The organism is Microbacterium atlanticum, from assembly GCF_015277815.1.
Taxonomy (GTDB): domain Bacteria; phylum Actinomycetota; class Actinomycetes; order Actinomycetales; family Microbacteriaceae; genus Microbacterium; species Microbacterium atlanticum.
In genome coordinates, this window is the sequence record NZ_CP063813.1 from 3,477,441 (window position 1) to 3,492,069 (window position 14,629).

A 14,629-nucleotide genomic window follows, 5' to 3' on the forward strand; every position below is an offset into this window, starting at 1 on the left:
GTCAGGCGGCCCTTCCGACGGCGTCGCGGTCGCGGGTGGCGTACTGCTGGAGGATGGCGAAGACGAGGATGATGAGCGTCAGCACGAGCGCGAGCGCCGAGCCGAAGCCGAACTGGCCCAGCGAGAAGGCCTGCTTGTAGACCTGCGTCGCGAGCGTCTCGGTGGCGCCCGCCGGACCCCCGCCGGTGAGGGCGAAGATCTGGTCGAAGATGCGCAGGCCCTGGATGATGCCGAGGGTCGTGGCGATCGCGATGGACGGGCGGATCGCCGGGACCGTGACGTGCCAGAACCGCTGCCAGATGTTGGCGCCGTCCAGAGCGGCCGCCTCTTCGATCTCGACCGGCACCGATGCGAGGCCGGCGAGATAGATGACCATCACGAAGCCGGTCTGCTGCCAGACGACGGTCAGCAGGATCGCCCAGATGGACCAGGTCGGGTCGGCCAGCCACACCTTCTGCCAGGACTCCAGCCCGATCGCTCCGAGGAAGCCGTTGAGCGGGCCGTTGAACTGGAAGATGAACTTCCAGATGTAGGCGACGGCCAGCGGGCTGAGCACCACCGGGAGGAACAGGAGGGTGCGCAGGATGTACCGCGTCTTGAGGGTGCGGTTGATCGCGAGCGCGAATCCGAGGCCGAGGATGTTGGTCAGGATCACCGAGCCGAACGCGAGGAACAGCGTGTTGAGCACGGCGCCGACCATGAGCGGGTCGTTGAAGATCCGCACGAAGTTGTCGAGGCCGATGAACTCCCAGTCGCCCAGGCCCGTCCAGTTGGTGAAGGCGAAGAAGCCGCCGGTGAGGGTGGCGACGTAATGCACCGCGATCACCAGGATGATCGCCGGCAGCGCCCACCACCAGTGCCCGTAGCTGATCAGCGGCCGGCGGCCGCGCGGGCGGGGAGTGCGGCGTGCATCGGGAGGCACCGTGAGGGTGCGAGTGGCATCGCGCTCAATCGTCACTGTCATCTGCTCTCTGACCTCGTCGTCACGCGCGCCGGCTTCGGCGGCGCTGAAGCAACTTTCACACACTTGCGTCGAAAGCACACATTAGTTTTAGCGATATCGGATATAAGTGGCGCTGGCCGCCAGGCGATGCGGTCCGCGGAGAGGATGAGGGAATGTCAACGACACCGCCCTCGGCGCCCTCGTCCGGTCTGTGGGCGCGCTTCGTCGATCCGCCGGACGACGCTCGCCCGCGGGCGTGGTGGCACTGGATGGACGGGAACGTCGACCCGGCCGGCATCGTGCGCGATCTGACGTGGCTGCATTCCGTCGGGGTGCGCGGCGTCCAGCTCTTCGAAGGGGGCATGGGCGTTCCGCAGATCGTGCCCGAGCGTGTCCGTCCGGGGACAACGGCCTGGCGGGAGGCGATCGGGATCGCGCAGCGCACGGCGGCCGACCTCGGACTCGAGCTCGCGGTCGCGACCTCCGCGGGATGGAGCGCCACCGGCGGGCCGTGGGTCGAGCCCCGCGACGCGATGAAGAAGGTGGTGTGGTCCGAGGCGGTCGTCCACGGGGGCGGCAGGCGTGCCGTCGAGCTGCCGCCGCTGCCCGGCGCCGCGGGGCTCTTCCAGGACGCCGCCCGGTGGGGAGCCGCCACGCGCGAGCCATGGGCGACCGACTGGCGAGTGGTCGCGCTCCCCGCGGACGACGCGCACGCGGTGCTCGTGCCCGACCGGGTTCACGCGTCGGCTCCGGTGGGCGATGACGCCTGCCTGACCGACGGGTCGTTCGAGCGCGCGCTGGCCCTGCCGCGTGATCCCGACGGCTGGTCGTCCGCCTGGCTGGAGGTCGAGTTCGAGGAGCCCGTGACGGTCGGTGCGGTCACCGTGGGACTCCCCGGCCCGCGCGGATTCGGTGCGGCGCCCCCGCCGGACGCCGTGCTCGAGGCGGGGGACGGCGAGGACCTCCGACCGGTCGCGACGCTCGAGGCGACCACCGTGCCCGCTCGCACGGCGACCTTCCCACCCGTCACCGCCCGCAGATTCCGCCTCGTCCTCTCCGGGGCGAGCGCGGCTGAGGCGCTCCCGCCCGCCGCGGACGGCGTGCGCACGCCGCCGGTGCTGCGCCGCAGCGACGCGTTCCTCGTCTCCGAGTTCGCGCTGCGCGCCGGCGGCCGCATCCACCATGCCGAGGCGAAGGCCGGGTTCGGGGTCGTCGCCGACTACTACGCCGTCGACACCGACCGGGCAGCGGATGCCGCGTCCGTGGCCCCTGCGGACGTGCACGACCTCACCGACCTTGTTCAGGGCGGAAGGCTGGAGTGGGATGCTCCTCCCGGACGGTGGCGCATCCTCCGGCTCGGCGCGTCGCTCACGGGTCAGACGAACGGCCCCGCCCTCCCCGATGCGACCGGGCTCGAAGTCGACAAGCTCGACGGCGCCCGGGTCGCGGCGTTCCTGCGGCGCCACCTCGCCGAGTTCGGCGCGGAGTCGTTCGACGCCCTGCTGAGCGACAGCATCGAGTCCGGCAGCCAGAACTGGACCGAGGACGTCGCCGAGAGATTCCTCGAGCTGCGGGGCTACGACCTGACGCCGTGGCTCCCGACGCTCGCGGGGTACCTGGTGGGCGGGGCAGAGGCATCCGACCGCTTTCTCTACGACTATCGCCGCACGCTCGCCGAGCTCCTCGCGACCGAGTACTACGGCACGCTCGCGTCGGAGGCGCAGCGCCGCGGCATGATCTACTACGCCGAGGCGCTCGAAGACAGACGCCCCCAGCTCGGCGACGACCTCGCGATGCGGGCGCACGCCGACGTGCCGATGGGCGCGATGTGGACGTTCGACCCCGCTTCCGGCCCGAAGCCGACGTATGTCGCCGACATCAAGGGTGCGGCATCCGTTGCCCATCTCCACGGCAGCAGGTGGACCGGAGCGGAGGCGTTCACGAGCTTCGACCGGCCGTGGTCATCGTCGCCCCGCAGCCTCAAGCACGTCGCCGACCTGCAGCTCGCGCTGGGCGTCACCCGGTTCTGCATCCACACCTCGCCCCATCAGCCGCTCGGCGCTCCGCCGCCCGGGGTGGCACTCGCGCCGTTCCTGGGTCAGGCGTTCACGGTCAACGAGACCTGGGCCGACATGGCGGGACCGTGGATCGACTACCTCGCGCGCTCGTGCGCGCTGCTCTCCGCCGGCGAGCCCGCCGTCGAGATCGCCGTGTTCATCGGCGAGGAGGCGCCGGTCACCGCGCTGTTCGGCGACGCCTACGACACCGCCGTGCCCGACGGGTTCGACTTCGACTACGTGGGATCCGACGCGCTCGCACTGCTGCGCGTCGGGGACGACGGCGCCCTGAGGTCGCCGGGCGCGCGATACCGGCTGCTGTTCCTCGGGGGATCCAGCCGCAGACTCACGGTGGCGACACTGCGTCACGTGAAGCGGCTCCTCGACGCGGGTGCGACGATCGTGGGCCCGGCACCGGACAGCTCACCGTCGCTCGGCGACGACGACGGCGAGTTCCGGCGGCTTCGCCAGGAGGTCTGGGCCGCGGGGCGCGAGGCCGGCCGCGTCATCGCCACCTCGGACCTGGCCGCCGCGCTGGCGCTCCTCGACCTGCGGCCGGAGTTCGAGATCACCGGCGCCCCGGTGCGCACCATCGCACGCCTCGTGGACGGACATCGGGTGACGTTCCTGGCCAATCCGGCCGGCCACGACGTTCGCGTGCGGATCCTCGTTCCCGAGCGCGTCGGCGCCCTGAGCGCCTGGGACCCTGTCGAGCTGCGTGCCGTGGCGCTCCCCGCCGTCCGCGCCGACGGCGCGCGCCTCGCAGTCGACGTCACGCTCCCCGCGTTCGGGTCGCTGTTCGTCGTCCCCGACGCGGCGGGTGCGGCACCGACGGCGCCTGCGGCGACGCAGGTTCACGCGGCATCCGTGCGCCCGCTCGGCGGCCGCGGGTGGACTCTCGCCCTACCTGGCCGGCGCGAAATCGCGCTGGCGGTCGGCCCGGGGCTGTGGACGGAGCTCGGCGCCGATGGGAGCGGATTTTCGGGGACCGGGATCTATCGGGCGGAGTTCGACGTGAGCGAGACGGTCGAGGACGGACGTGCCTGGATCGATCTCGGCCGCCTCCACGACATCGCGCGGGTCGTCGTCAACGGCGTCGACTGCGGCGTCGCCTGGACGGCGCCTTTCCGGGTGGAGGTCACCGCGGCGCTGCGGGTCGGCGCCAACGTGATCGAGGTGGCGGTGGCGACCCCCTGGCGCAACCGGCTGGTCGCCGAGGCCGGGCATCCATCGGGCGAGATCTTCCCGCCGATGACGGAGGTGTTCGAGCCGTCGGCCGAGCCGCTGCCCGCGGGGCTCGCAGGACCGGTCACCGTCCGTCTTGAGAATGGCGGCTGATCAGCCCGATTGCGGATCAGTGGGACTATTGCACCGCATAAACAATACTAATGTCAGAAACGAGCCAATGTGTGTCAGAGTGAGTTCGCGGCCAGGTGCCGAGCCAGCAATCCCGATGCTGGCGACAACGAAGTCATGAAAGGGTCGAAATGCCACAGCACACAGCTTCCCGGCTCCGGTGGTCGCTCTTGGCGGCACCGCTTGCGGGAGTCCTCATCCTTGCCGGTTGCGCGGGCGGCGGCGACGACGACGGAGGCGACAGCAACGACGGCGGGGGCGACACCGCGGCCGGCTTCTCGCTCATGGTCGCGCAGGCCAACGACCAGGACGACTACTGGGGCGAGACCGCTGCCAAATACACGGAGCAGACCGGTGTCGAGATCGAGGTCATCCCCTATCCGTCCGACGCGTACAACACGCAGGTCACGACGCAGCTTCAGGCCGGCAACGCGGCCGACATGATGATTCTCGCCCCCGGAACCGGCCAGCCCATCTCTGTGGTGAACCTCGCCGAGGCGGGCTTCCTCGAGCCGCTGAACGAGACGTCCGCCGCCACGATCCCCGCCGGAACAGAGGCCGAGTACTCCTTCGACGGTGACATCTTCGCGCAGCCGGCGGCTCTCGTGCCGGTCGGCTTCATCTACAACGCCCCCGGCGGCGAAGAGGTCGGCATCGACGAGTACCCGACCACCTACGAGGATCTCCTCGAGGCCTGCACCACGGCACGCGACGGCGGGAAGACCTTCACGGTGCTCGCCGGCGGCGTGCCCTTCAACACCGGCCTGTTCTCGATGCTCGTCTCGGCGACGCGCGTCTACGCCGAGACGCCCGACTGGAACGAGCAGCGCGCTGCCGGCGACGTCACCTTCGCCGACAGCGGCTGGCGTGACGTTCTCGAGGACGTCATCGAGATGAACGACGGCGGGTGCTTCCAGGACGGTGTCGCGGGCGGCACGTTCGACAGCATCACGCAGGGCATCGGCGGCCAGACGTCGCTCACCGCCGCCGTCCCGGGCTCCGCGGCATCCTCGATCGCGGCCGGCACCGGCCTGGATCTGAACGTGCAGGCGTTCCCGCCGGCAGACGGCGGCGACCCGTACACGCTCGCGTCGGCGAACTACGCTTGGGCCGTGAACGCGTCGTCGGACGACGACGTGAAGGCGTCGGCGCAGGAGTTCCTCGACTGGCTCGCAACTCCGGAGGAGTCGCAGGCGTTCGCCGACCTGTCGGGCTTCGTGCCGATCACGGGCGCCACGGCCGACAACCTGCTGCCCATTTACGAGCCGATCGGCGACCTGCTGGAGAACGGCGACTACGCGGGCCTGCCCAACGCGACCTGGCCCAACCCCGCCGTGTACGACGCGCTCGGCACCGGCGTGCAGGGCCTCCTGACCGGCCAGAAGACGGTCGACCAGGTGCTCGAGGAGATGGACGCGGCCTGGGACAGCTGAGTCCGCACCGCTGAACCGCGGAATGCCGCCCGGGGCCTCGGCCCCGGGCGGCATTCCCTTTCCTCACACTCGGACAGATCCGAGGAGATGGCCAGAAACGAGGACGGATGCCGGCATCCGCTCCTCTTCTCCGCCGAATCTCCTCCGATTCGCCGCCGGCGGCCTCGGCGTCAGCCGAGCGGGCGGTACCGGAAGTCGCGGAAGCGGACCGCGCCTTTCCCGGCGGCGTACAGCGCGGGACGAAGGCTCAAGAGGTCGGCCATCGTGTTGGCGTGATATCCCGACACCTCGTACCGGATCGCGTGGCGGGTCCACTGGCCGCCGGGCTCCCGGTACCAGCCGGTGACGATGTGCTCGTCGTTGCGCAGGCGCAGCTGCAGGCGACGAACGGCGGGCGCCGGCTCCCGCCAGTGCGTGACGTGCCCGCCGGCGTAGCTGCGCATCCGCTCGGCGTCGATGCCCATGCCGCAGAAGAGCCGGTCGTTGAAGAAGAGGAGAAGGCCCCCCTCGGCGTCGTCGCCGACGAGTTCGAGATCGACCTCCACCTCGTAGGAGTGGTCGCCGGTGAGGACGGCGAGCGGTGAGGTGTCGCCGGGACCCGTGCCCTTTCCGCTGAGCACGAGGCCGTCGTCGAGCGCGAGGCGCGCCGTCTCACCGGGCTGCGGTGCGTGGAACGCCCACCGCTCACCGAGTCGCAGGGTCGAGAAGTCGTCGTGGTACGCCGCGGGCGGCCTTTGCGCCGCAGCGCCCGCGGGAGCCTCCACATCGGCCCCGATGTCGCCGCGCACCCCGAGGGGCCAGCCGTCGTCCGACCACGCGATCGGCTCGAGGAGAATCTGCCGTCCCAGGGTGCGGTACCCGTTCTCATAGCCGTGCGAGATCATCCACCAGTCACCGGCCGGCCCGGGCAGCATCGTCGCGTGTCCTCGCGACCACCAGGTCTGCGAGGCATCCGTCGTCCTCGCGACGGGATTGTGCGGGCTGTTCTCCCACGGCCCATGGATCGATCGCGACCGCGCGACGATGACCATGTGCCCCGTGGGCGGACCACCCGTGCCGCCCACGGCGCTGACGAGGTAGAACCAGTCGCCGCGCCGGAACAGCTTGGGCCCCTCGAGCGCGTACGCCTCGGTGATCCAGTCGTCGGGGTAGCGCCAGCCGTCGTACACCTGCTCGAGCTCGCCGTCGGTTGCCAGACCGTCGTCGGTGAGCGCGATGCGACGGATGCCGTTGACGAAGAGGTAGCGTCTGCCGTCCTCCCCGACCACGTGGCCGGGGTCGATCGCCCACCGGATCCCCAGGTCGATGGGCTCTGACCACGGACCCGCCATCGAGTCGGCGTGGATCACGAAGATCGACGGGGCGGTCAGCGGCGACCACGGTGCGGGGATGAACGGGATGTAGATGAAGAAGCGGCCGTCGTGCTCGGCGATGTCGACCGCGAACGTGCTGCCCAGCGGCTCGGGAAGCGCCGCGCACTCGTAGGTCCAGTTCACGAGGTCGCGCGAGCGGTAGAGCAGCAGTCCCGGCGCGGCCTCGAACGACGAGTACGTCATCCAGTACTCGCCGCCCACCTTGATGACGGCCGGGTCGGGCCGGTCCCCACCCAGGACGGGATTGCGGAACGTGGTCCGGTCAGCCATCTGTCACCTCTCCGCGACTCTCATCGGGCGATCCACTCGGCGATCGCCTCGACCGTCGGCAGCGCGGTGGGGTCGGCGGGCTCGTTGATGTGCCCGTGGTCGGCGCCCGGCTCCAGCCGCAGTTCGATCGCGACACCGGCCTCCTCGAGCTGGCGGGCGAACGCCTCACCCGACGGGCGCAGGCCGTCGTGCTCGCACACGACGACCAGCGTCGGGGGGAACCCCTCGGACGGCCCGAGGGCGGCGAACGCATGCGGATCGGCCAGCACGGCCGGCGAGCCCGCGAAGTTGGATGCGAGGGAGCCGTGCGGGGAGTCCGGGTCGACCTCGCTCGACGCGTCGGGACCGTTCGGGTGCACGACGGGGTAGACGAGGACGAGCCCGGCCGGGCCCGGCTCGGCGGCATCCCGCAGCCGCGCCGTGGCACCGGCGGTGAGGTTGCCGCCGGCGCTCGCACCGCCCAGCGCGACGGCCGACGCCGGCACGCCGAACAGCTCCTCGGCGTTCGCGATCGCGTGACGCCAGGCGGCGAGCACGTCGTCCGAGGGCTCCGGGAAGTGCACCTCGCCGAGGCACTTCACGTAGTCCACGGCGAGCACCGGGACGCCGCGGGCCGCGAGCTCCATGGCCACCCAGTGCGATTCCGGCATGTCGAGGTGCCCCCCGATGAAGGCGCCGCCGTGCACCCACACCAGAGCGCGACCGGATGCCTCGGCCGAGGCATCCCGGTACAACCGACCCGGCACGAGCCGCCCACGCGGCCCGTCGATGCGGAGGTCGGTCGTCTCGACATCCGCGAGGCGCGGGAAGCGCCTCTTCAGCGAGGCCGTGTCGATGTCGGTGCGCGGGTCGGCCGGCTCGCCGTGCTCGCGGAACAGCCGCAGCACCTCGGAGAGCGGCAGCGTGCGGAAGTCGACCTCGGTGTCAGACACGGGCGCCGGCCACCGCGCGCATCGAGCGCCGGATGAGGTCGTGCTGCCTGCGCACGAGGAGCAGCGGGTCGACCTCGCCCAGCTCGGCGAACGCGTGCCCCTCCCACTCGCTCGACCAGTAGCCTCGGTAGCCGCCCTCGACGAAGACGCGAACGAGCTCGGGGTAGTCGATCGCCGGCTCCTGGCCGTCCTCGTCGATGTCGTAGAACTTCGCGTGCACGTGCAGGATCTGCGGCATGATGTCGGCCCACTCGCGAGGGTCGACGTGCCCGTGCATGTTGAACGCGAGGTGCGCGAACGCGCCGAGACGCCCGGGATCGAAGTCCCGGCCCTGGAGGTAGCCGATGAACTCCTGCTGCCGTTCGCGCATCGAGGCGTCCGTCGCCCAGATCTGCTGCAGCCGCTCGACCGCCTCATCGTCGAGACCGGCGCGGCGGACGGCGCGCAGCAGCGTGGGCGACATCGCGTGCATGGTCGAGGAGAAGTCGGCGACGAAGCCGAGCAGCGGTGAGTCGAGGTCGGCGTAGACGTCGCGCACCTTCATGATCTCGGGTGAGTTCGGGCCCATCGGGGCGTGGATCTCATACGCGAGCTTGAGCTCGAGGGTCTCGGCGACCGGCAGCAGGCGTCGCAGCAGCTCGGGTTTGGCGCTCTGGATGCGCACGAGCGGGAAGCCCAGCTTCTTCGCGCCCTGGAACAGCCGCTCACTGAACGCAAACTCCTCGTCGGGCGTCATGTCGCGGTCACGGCGGCGACCCATGTCGAGGTTCGCGCCGAACGAGCTCGCATCGAAGCCGTGGCGGTCGAACGCGGCGCGCCACTGCACGACGAACTCGTCCGAGACCACGGGGTACGTCGGCAGCACCTGGGAGGCCACGATCTCGATCCCCGGTCCGATGCCGAGCTCGGCCACACGGTCCAGCAGCCCGTCGAAGTCGTACCAGCCGGCGCGGAACTCCGCGCTCGCCGAGTACAGGGTGAGGCCGAGCTGGAAGGGGTCGTCCGCGGCGGCAGGGGGCGGGGGCGCCACATCCGACGTGGTCGCGAGAGGTGCGGCATCCGTCTCCGTCACGGTCAGCGTGAGCGACTGCCGGACGATGTTGGGCACGTAGAGGCCGGGCCCGCCGTCCTCGCCCGGCGCGATCTGCATGTACGGCAGGCGCAGCTCGCCGAAGATCTCGATGGCGTGCGCCTCGCCGAGGGCGGCGGGCTGGTCGAGGCGGACGACGAGGAGCGGATGCTGCTGCAGGAACCACAGCGTCTCGCTCTGCTGCGGCAGCTCGGCGACCGCGTACCGGCGCCCGGCGAGCTCGAAGGCGAGGTCGCCTGCAGGGATCTCGGTGCCGTCGACCGTGACGCGCAGGGTTGAGACGGACGAGAGCCACAAGCTGCGGTACCAGGGGATCGTGAGCTTGAGCGCGAGCCCCTCGGGGTGCGGGCGGAGGCTGTCTTCGGCGATGAGTCCGTTGGGCATGGTCTTCTCCGGTGGGTGCGTCAGAGACGGGAGGCGATCGAGCGGATGAGCGAGTGCTGGCGGCGCACCTGCTCGATGGAGCGCCACGGGGTGCGCTCCCCCTCGTACTCGCTGGAGAGGTAGCCGGTGTAGCCGGCGTCCTTGAGGGCACGCAGCACCGGCTCCCAGGGGATCTGCTGATCCTCGAGGTTCTCGTCGATCTCGTGGAACTTCGCCTGGATGAAGACGACGTACTTCGCGATGTCGGCGATGTCGGCGGGGTCCACCGCGATCCCGTCCATGAAGGCGGGGCGACGGCCGGGCAGCTCACCGGGCTTCAGCGGAATCGGACGGTCCTGGAAGATGCCGGTGTCCAGCAGCAGCCCGAAGTGCTTCGTGCCGGTGCGCTCGATGAGCCCGATGTAGTCGTCGACCACCTCGTGCCTGATGGGCGTCGGCGAGTGGATCTCGGGGCAGATGACGACGTCGAGCTCGGCGGCGAGGTCGAGCGACCGCTCGACCGACTCGGTCCAGATCGGGTGTGGGATCAGGTCGCTCGAGACGACGCCGATCTTCGGCCGCACGAAGCGGAAGCCCAGCTGCTTCGCGAGCCGGAGGTCGCGCTGCAGCATCGCGGCGCCCTCCGTCGCCGTGAGGTCGCGCGCGTTCGCGCCGCTGGAGTGCAGCCGCGTGTCGATCCACGACCCGTAGTTCGTCGGCTCCAGCGAGTAGGTCTCGAGCAGGGCGAACCAGCGGTCGATCCAGGCGGTGGTGGGTTCGGGGTACCGCTCGATGTGCCCCTCGCCGAGGATCTCGATCCCCGTCGCGCCGACGTCGGAGACCGCGGCGAAGGCGGTCTCGAGGTCCATCACCGTGCCGTAGTCGGTCATGAAGCTGTAGAGGCTCACGCCGTACTGGAAAGGGCCGCCGTCCTCCGCCGACGTGAGGGTGATGTGGCGCGAGACGTCGTACGTCGAGGGCTGATGCTCCTTGGGGATGTACGACATGCGCAGGCGCAGCTGGATCGAGACCTCGTGCGTCCCCTCCGGCAGCCCGCCCGGGTGGGGCACCGTGACGATCGCCGCCTCCTCCAGCGGCCAGCGCACGCCGTCGGAGTCCCACAGTTCCTGCAGCGAGTACGTCCGGTCGCCGAACGTCCACCGCGGCACATCGGCGGGAACGTCGACGAGGTCGCCGACGCGCACCGAGACGCCGTCGATGAGGGATGCCGCCATCCCGCGGTACGACGGCATGCGCAGGCGGAACTGGAAGCCGGTCACCTCACCCCCGTCGCGGACGTTGCGGAAGCCGACGGACTGGATGAGGTCTCGTTCGAGAAGCATCGATGCTCACTCTCTGGGTCGTGACCGCGCGGATGGCAGGCCGGGAGCAGTTCGAGCATACCAGTGTTAGGCGTGAAAGCGACATAAGTGGGTTGGATGCGGGCATAACCGAGACACCGTCAGCCCATCGCCGCGGGCGATGCCACCTACCGACCACATAGACAGCGCGGATACACTGGGGGGAGGCATCCCGAACCCGGAGGAGCACATCGACGTGTCGGACCAACCGCTCCTCTCCCGGCTGGATCTCAACCTGCTCGTCGCCCTGGACGCCCTCCTGACCGAGCGCAGCGTCACCCGCGCCGCCGAGCGGCTGCACCTCAGCCAACCCGCGCTGAGCGCCTCGCTCGCACGCCTCCGCACGCACTTCAACGACCCGATCCTCGCGCGGCGCGGCAACACCTACGAGCTCACCCCGCTCGCGCTCCGGCTGACGGAGCACACCACGACCGCGCTCGAGGCCGCTCGCCGCGTCTTCGAGAGCCAGGCGACCTGGAGCCCGCGCGACTCCACGCGCGAGTTCTCCGTCTACGGATCCGACTACGGGTTCGCCACCATCGGCAGCGAGGTGTCGCGCCTGGCCGCCGAGTCCGCGCCGGGGGTCCGCTTCCGGTTCATGCTGCACAACCCGTCGATCGTCGACGACGCCCTCAACCGCCTGCGGGCCGCCGACGGCATGGTGATCCCGCACGGCCACCTCACCGACCTCCCCTACGCCGACCTCTGGCGCGACGACTGGGTGGTCGTCGCGTCGGCGAGCAACGACCTGGTCGGCGACGAGCTCAGCATGGACGTGCTCGGCGCGCTGCCCTGGGTGTTCACCTACCAGTCGCGCACGGCGTTCACCTCGGCGGCGCGGCAGCTGCAGCAGCTCGGCATCGAGCCGCGCGTCGAGGCGGTCGTGGAGAGCTTCCTCGCCCTGCCCCACTTCATCGCCGGCACGGACCGTCTCGGCCTCATCCAGGCCGGCCTCGCACACGTCGCCGAGTCGGTCGCCGGCGTCCGCACGCTGCCGGCGCCCTTCGACGCCACACCCGTGGTCAACGCGCTGTGGTGGCATCCCGTCCACGGCCGTGATCCCGAGCACGCGTGGATGCGCGGCATCTTCGAGCAGGCCGCGGCCAACGTGTCGGCACGTCGGTCGCCGTCGGAAGCGGTCGCCAGCGCGGAGGTCACGGCTCGAGCGTGAGAGACGCGGCGATCGGCACGATCCGTTCGCGCAGCGCCATGATGTCGCGCACGTGCTCCTGCAGCCGCTCATCCTCGGGAGTCCGCGGGGTCCACTGCGGCACCGGCTGCGCCACGCCGTCGGGGCCGGGGACGACGAAGACGCTGAGGCACTGGGTGGTCAGGGTGCGGTCGGCCGGTGTGCGGGGATCCGCCGTCCAGACCCGCGTGCTCACGTGCATGCTGTGCCGGCTCGTGTAGACGATGCGGGCGTCGACCTCGACGAGGTGCCCGATCACGACCGGGGCAAGGAAGTGGATGCCGCCGGAATAGACGCCGACGGCGGCGCTGGCACCGTCACCCGCCGACTCGGGTGGCGACGCGCGATCCGTTTCGAGCCCGTCCTTCGCCCACGCCGCGGCGCACGCGTACCCCGCCTCGTCGATCCAGCGCATCACGGTGCCGCCGTGCGCCTTGCCGCCGAAGTTCACCACCCCCGGCGGCGCGAGGAACCGGAGCGTGGTGCGCGGGGCGGCGGAGGCATCCGTGTACTCCTCCGCCAGCATGAGGCGCTTGATCTCGCCGCGTGACTCGATGCGCTCCCGCGCGGCCTCGGCCAACTTGTGGTCGGATCGGCTGACCGGCTCCCACGACGGCACCTCCGCCGGCCGCCCGTCTGCGCCCTTCGCGACGAAGATGAGCATGCAGGTCGTCGCCGGCGTGTAGGACCGCTCGCTCACCTCGGCGGACGAGACCGTGACCACCACATGCATGCTGGTGCGCCCCGTGTAGACGATCCGCGCCTGCACCTCGATGAGGCTGCCCGGTGCGATCGGCCGTCGATGGCGGACGTTGCCCACATACGCGGTCACGCAGTATGCCCCGGCCCAGCCGACCGCGCAGGCGTAGCCGGCCTTGTCGATCCACTCCATGACGCTGCCCGCGGCCACCGAGCGTCCGCCGGCCGCGGTGTCGGCGGGGATCGCCATGAAGCGGAGGATGATGCGGTCGTCGCGACCCGCTGCGCGGGGGTGCGGTACGGCGCTCATTCCGTCAGAGTATCGGCGGCGTCCTGGCACCGCCGATCTGCGTCGAGCGCACTGGCTTGCGGCGAGTGCACGGTGTGGCGACGGCTGCAGGCCGTGCACTCGCCAGGAGGCCGTGCGGTCGGCGGACGGAAGAGCGGATGCAGCGGCTCAGCGCCGCCGATCTGGTAGCGCCCCTCCGGCCATGCTCACCTCCGGTGCTGGGAAGCGTAGCCGACCGGGCACGGCAGAATCGAAGGATGACCTCGCCCACGCCGCACCTGAACCCCGATCACGCCTGCCTCATCGTGCACGGCAGCGACCAGCCGGGGATCGTCGCGGCGGTGTCGGCGATGATCACGCGCATCGGCGGCAACATCGTCGCTTTCGATCAGTATTCGGACGACCCCACCGGAGGGGCGTACTTCCAGCGGGTCGTCTTCCACCGCCCGGGCTTCGCCGCCGACCGGGCCGTGATCGAGGGGGAGATCGCCGAGACGCTCACAGGGTTCGACCTGGAGTGGTCGCTCACCGACCAGTCCGTCCCCAAGCGCATGGCGATCCTCGCCTCGAAGCAGGACCACTGCCTGCTCGACCTGCTGTGGCGCCACCGCCGTGGCGACCTGCCCGTGACGATCCCCATGGTGATCTCGAACCACACCACGTCCGCCGAGGACGTGCGCTCGTTCGGCGTGCCCTTCTTCCACGTGCCCTCGGTGCCCGGCCCCGACAAGTCCGCCTCCGAGGCGAAGATCGTCGAGCTGCTGAAGGGCAACGTCGACTTCGTCGTGCTCGCCCGCTACATGCAGATCCTGTCGGGCGACTTCCTCGCCCAGGTCGGCGTGCCGGTGATCAACATCCACCACTCGTTCCTGCCGGCGTTCATCGGCGCCGAGCCGTACAAGAAGGCGAAGGAGCGCGGCGTCAAGCTCATCGGCGCAACCTCGCACTACGTCACCGACGACCTCGACGAGGGTCCGATCATCGAGCAGGACACCGTGCGCGTGACGCACGCCGACTCCGCGGCCGAGCTGACGCGGCGGGGCGCCGACGTCGAGCGCCAGGTGCTCTCACGCGCGGTGCTGTGGCACGCGCAGGACCGCGTCATCCGCCACGGCAACCACACGATCGTGTTCTGACGCGGTGCGGCCGGGTCGAGGCATCCGTGCCCCGGCCTTCAGGTGACACGACACGCCGCATCCCTCGCACGCACGCCGCGTGTTGCGCCACCCGAACCAGCGCGCCCGGCCTTCGGCTGGCACGACCCGCCGCATGCC

The 14,629-nt window shown here is 70.6% G+C and carries 10 protein-coding genes; 4 read left to right on the forward strand and 6 right to left on the reverse strand.

Going from position 1 to position 14,629, the window contains the following annotated elements; translation table 11 throughout:
• Position 1: 1 nt before the first annotated feature.
• Positions 2–964, reverse strand: coding sequence for a carbohydrate ABC transporter permease (locus IR212_RS15910; protein ID WP_194396825.1), 963 nt, complete (start codon positions 962–964; stop codon positions 2–4).
• Between the two features lie 152 nt (positions 965–1,116).
• Between IR212_RS15910 and IR212_RS15915 the strand changes: the two genes are divergently transcribed.
• Entirely contained in the window at positions 1,117–4,338 is a 3,222-nt protein-coding gene (locus IR212_RS15915; protein ID WP_194396826.1) for a glycosyl hydrolase, read from the forward strand.
• Between the two features lie 149 nt (positions 4,339–4,487).
• Positions 4,488–5,789 carry an ABC transporter substrate-binding protein gene (locus IR212_RS15920; RefSeq protein WP_194396827.1) on the forward strand — a complete coding sequence of 434 codons (1,302 nt, stop codon included), beginning with the start codon at positions 4,488–4,490 and terminating at the stop codon, positions 5,787–5,789.
• Positions 5,790–5,959: 170 nt separating this feature from the next.
• On the opposite strand, the gene IR212_RS15925 is transcribed toward IR212_RS15920, so the two are convergent.
• Genes IR212_RS15925 through IR212_RS15940 form a run of 4 tightly spaced genes read right to left on the reverse strand, consistent with a single transcriptional unit; the run spans position 5,960 to position 11,160 of the window.
• Positions 5,960–7,432, reverse strand: a complete 1,473-nt coding sequence (locus IR212_RS15925) for a family 43 glycosylhydrolase (RefSeq protein ID WP_194396828.1) — start codon at positions 7,430–7,432, stop codon at positions 5,960–5,962.
• Between the two features lie 20 nt (positions 7,433–7,452).
• Positions 7,453–8,364, reverse strand: a complete 912-nt coding sequence (locus IR212_RS15930; protein WP_194396829.1) for an alpha/beta hydrolase — start codon at positions 8,362–8,364, stop codon at positions 7,453–7,455.
• Entirely contained in the window at positions 8,357–9,838 is a 1,482-nt protein-coding gene (locus IR212_RS15935) for a C-glycoside deglycosidase beta subunit domain-containing protein (protein ID WP_194396830.1), read from the reverse strand. Before IR212_RS15935 ends, IR212_RS15930 begins: the two co-directional genes overlap by 8 nt.
• Positions 9,839–9,858: 20 nt before the next feature.
• A complete protein-coding gene (locus tag IR212_RS15940; RefSeq protein ID WP_194396831.1) occupies positions 9,859–11,160 on the reverse strand; it encodes a C-glycoside deglycosidase beta subunit domain-containing protein in 1,302 nt (433 codons plus the stop codon).
• A gap of 214 nt (positions 11,161–11,374) precedes the next feature.
• Here IR212_RS15940 and IR212_RS15945 point away from each other — a divergent pair, with 214 nt between their 5' ends.
• Positions 11,375–12,349 (forward strand): LysR family transcriptional regulator, encoded by a 975-nt coding sequence (locus IR212_RS15945; protein WP_194396832.1) that lies wholly within the window; start codon positions 11,375–11,377, stop codon positions 12,347–12,349.
• On the opposite strand, the gene IR212_RS15950 is transcribed toward IR212_RS15945, so the two are convergent.
• Positions 12,333–13,376, reverse strand: a complete 1,044-nt coding sequence (locus IR212_RS15950) for an acyl-CoA thioesterase (RefSeq protein ID WP_194396833.1) — start codon at positions 13,374–13,376, stop codon at positions 12,333–12,335. The genes IR212_RS15945 and IR212_RS15950 overlap by 17 nt on opposite strands.
• A 236-nt stretch (positions 13,377–13,612) precedes the next feature.
• Here IR212_RS15950 and purU point away from each other — a divergent pair, with 236 nt between their 5' ends.
• Positions 13,613–14,491 carry a formyltetrahydrofolate deformylase gene (purU, locus tag IR212_RS15955; protein WP_194396834.1) on the forward strand — a complete coding sequence of 293 codons (879 nt, stop codon included), beginning with the start codon at positions 13,613–13,615 and terminating at the stop codon, positions 14,489–14,491.
• The last annotated feature ends 138 nt before the right edge of the window (positions 14,492–14,629 follow it).

Bases quoted from the DNA above. Each gene is read 5' to 3' on its own strand.
- IR212_RS15920 (WP_194396827.1), top strand. From the start codon at position 4,488: ATGCCACAGCACACAGCTTCCCGGCTCCGGTGGTCGCTCTTGGCGGCA.
- IR212_RS15935 (WP_194396830.1), bottom strand. From the start codon at position 9,838: ATGCCCAACGGACTCATCGCCGAAGACAGCCTCCGCCCGCACCCCGAG.
- IR212_RS15950 (WP_194396833.1), bottom strand. From the start codon at position 13,376: ATGAGCGCCGTACCGCACCCCCGCGCAGCGGGTCGCGACGACCGCATC.
- IR212_RS15915 (WP_194396826.1), top strand. From the start codon at position 1,117: ATGTCAACGACACCGCCCTCGGCGCCCTCGTCCGGTCTGTGGGCGCGC.
- IR212_RS15925 (WP_194396828.1), bottom strand. From the start codon at position 7,432: ATGGCTGACCGGACCACGTTCCGCAATCCCGTCCTGGGTGGGGACCGG.
- purU (WP_194396834.1), top strand. From the start codon at position 13,613: ATGACCTCGCCCACGCCGCACCTGAACCCCGATCACGCCTGCCTCATC.
- IR212_RS15910 (WP_194396825.1), bottom strand. From the start codon at position 964: ATGACAGTGACGATTGAGCGCGATGCCACTCGCACCCTCACGGTGCCT.
- IR212_RS15940 (WP_194396831.1), bottom strand. From the start codon at position 11,160: ATGCTTCTCGAACGAGACCTCATCCAGTCCGTCGGCTTCCGCAACGTC.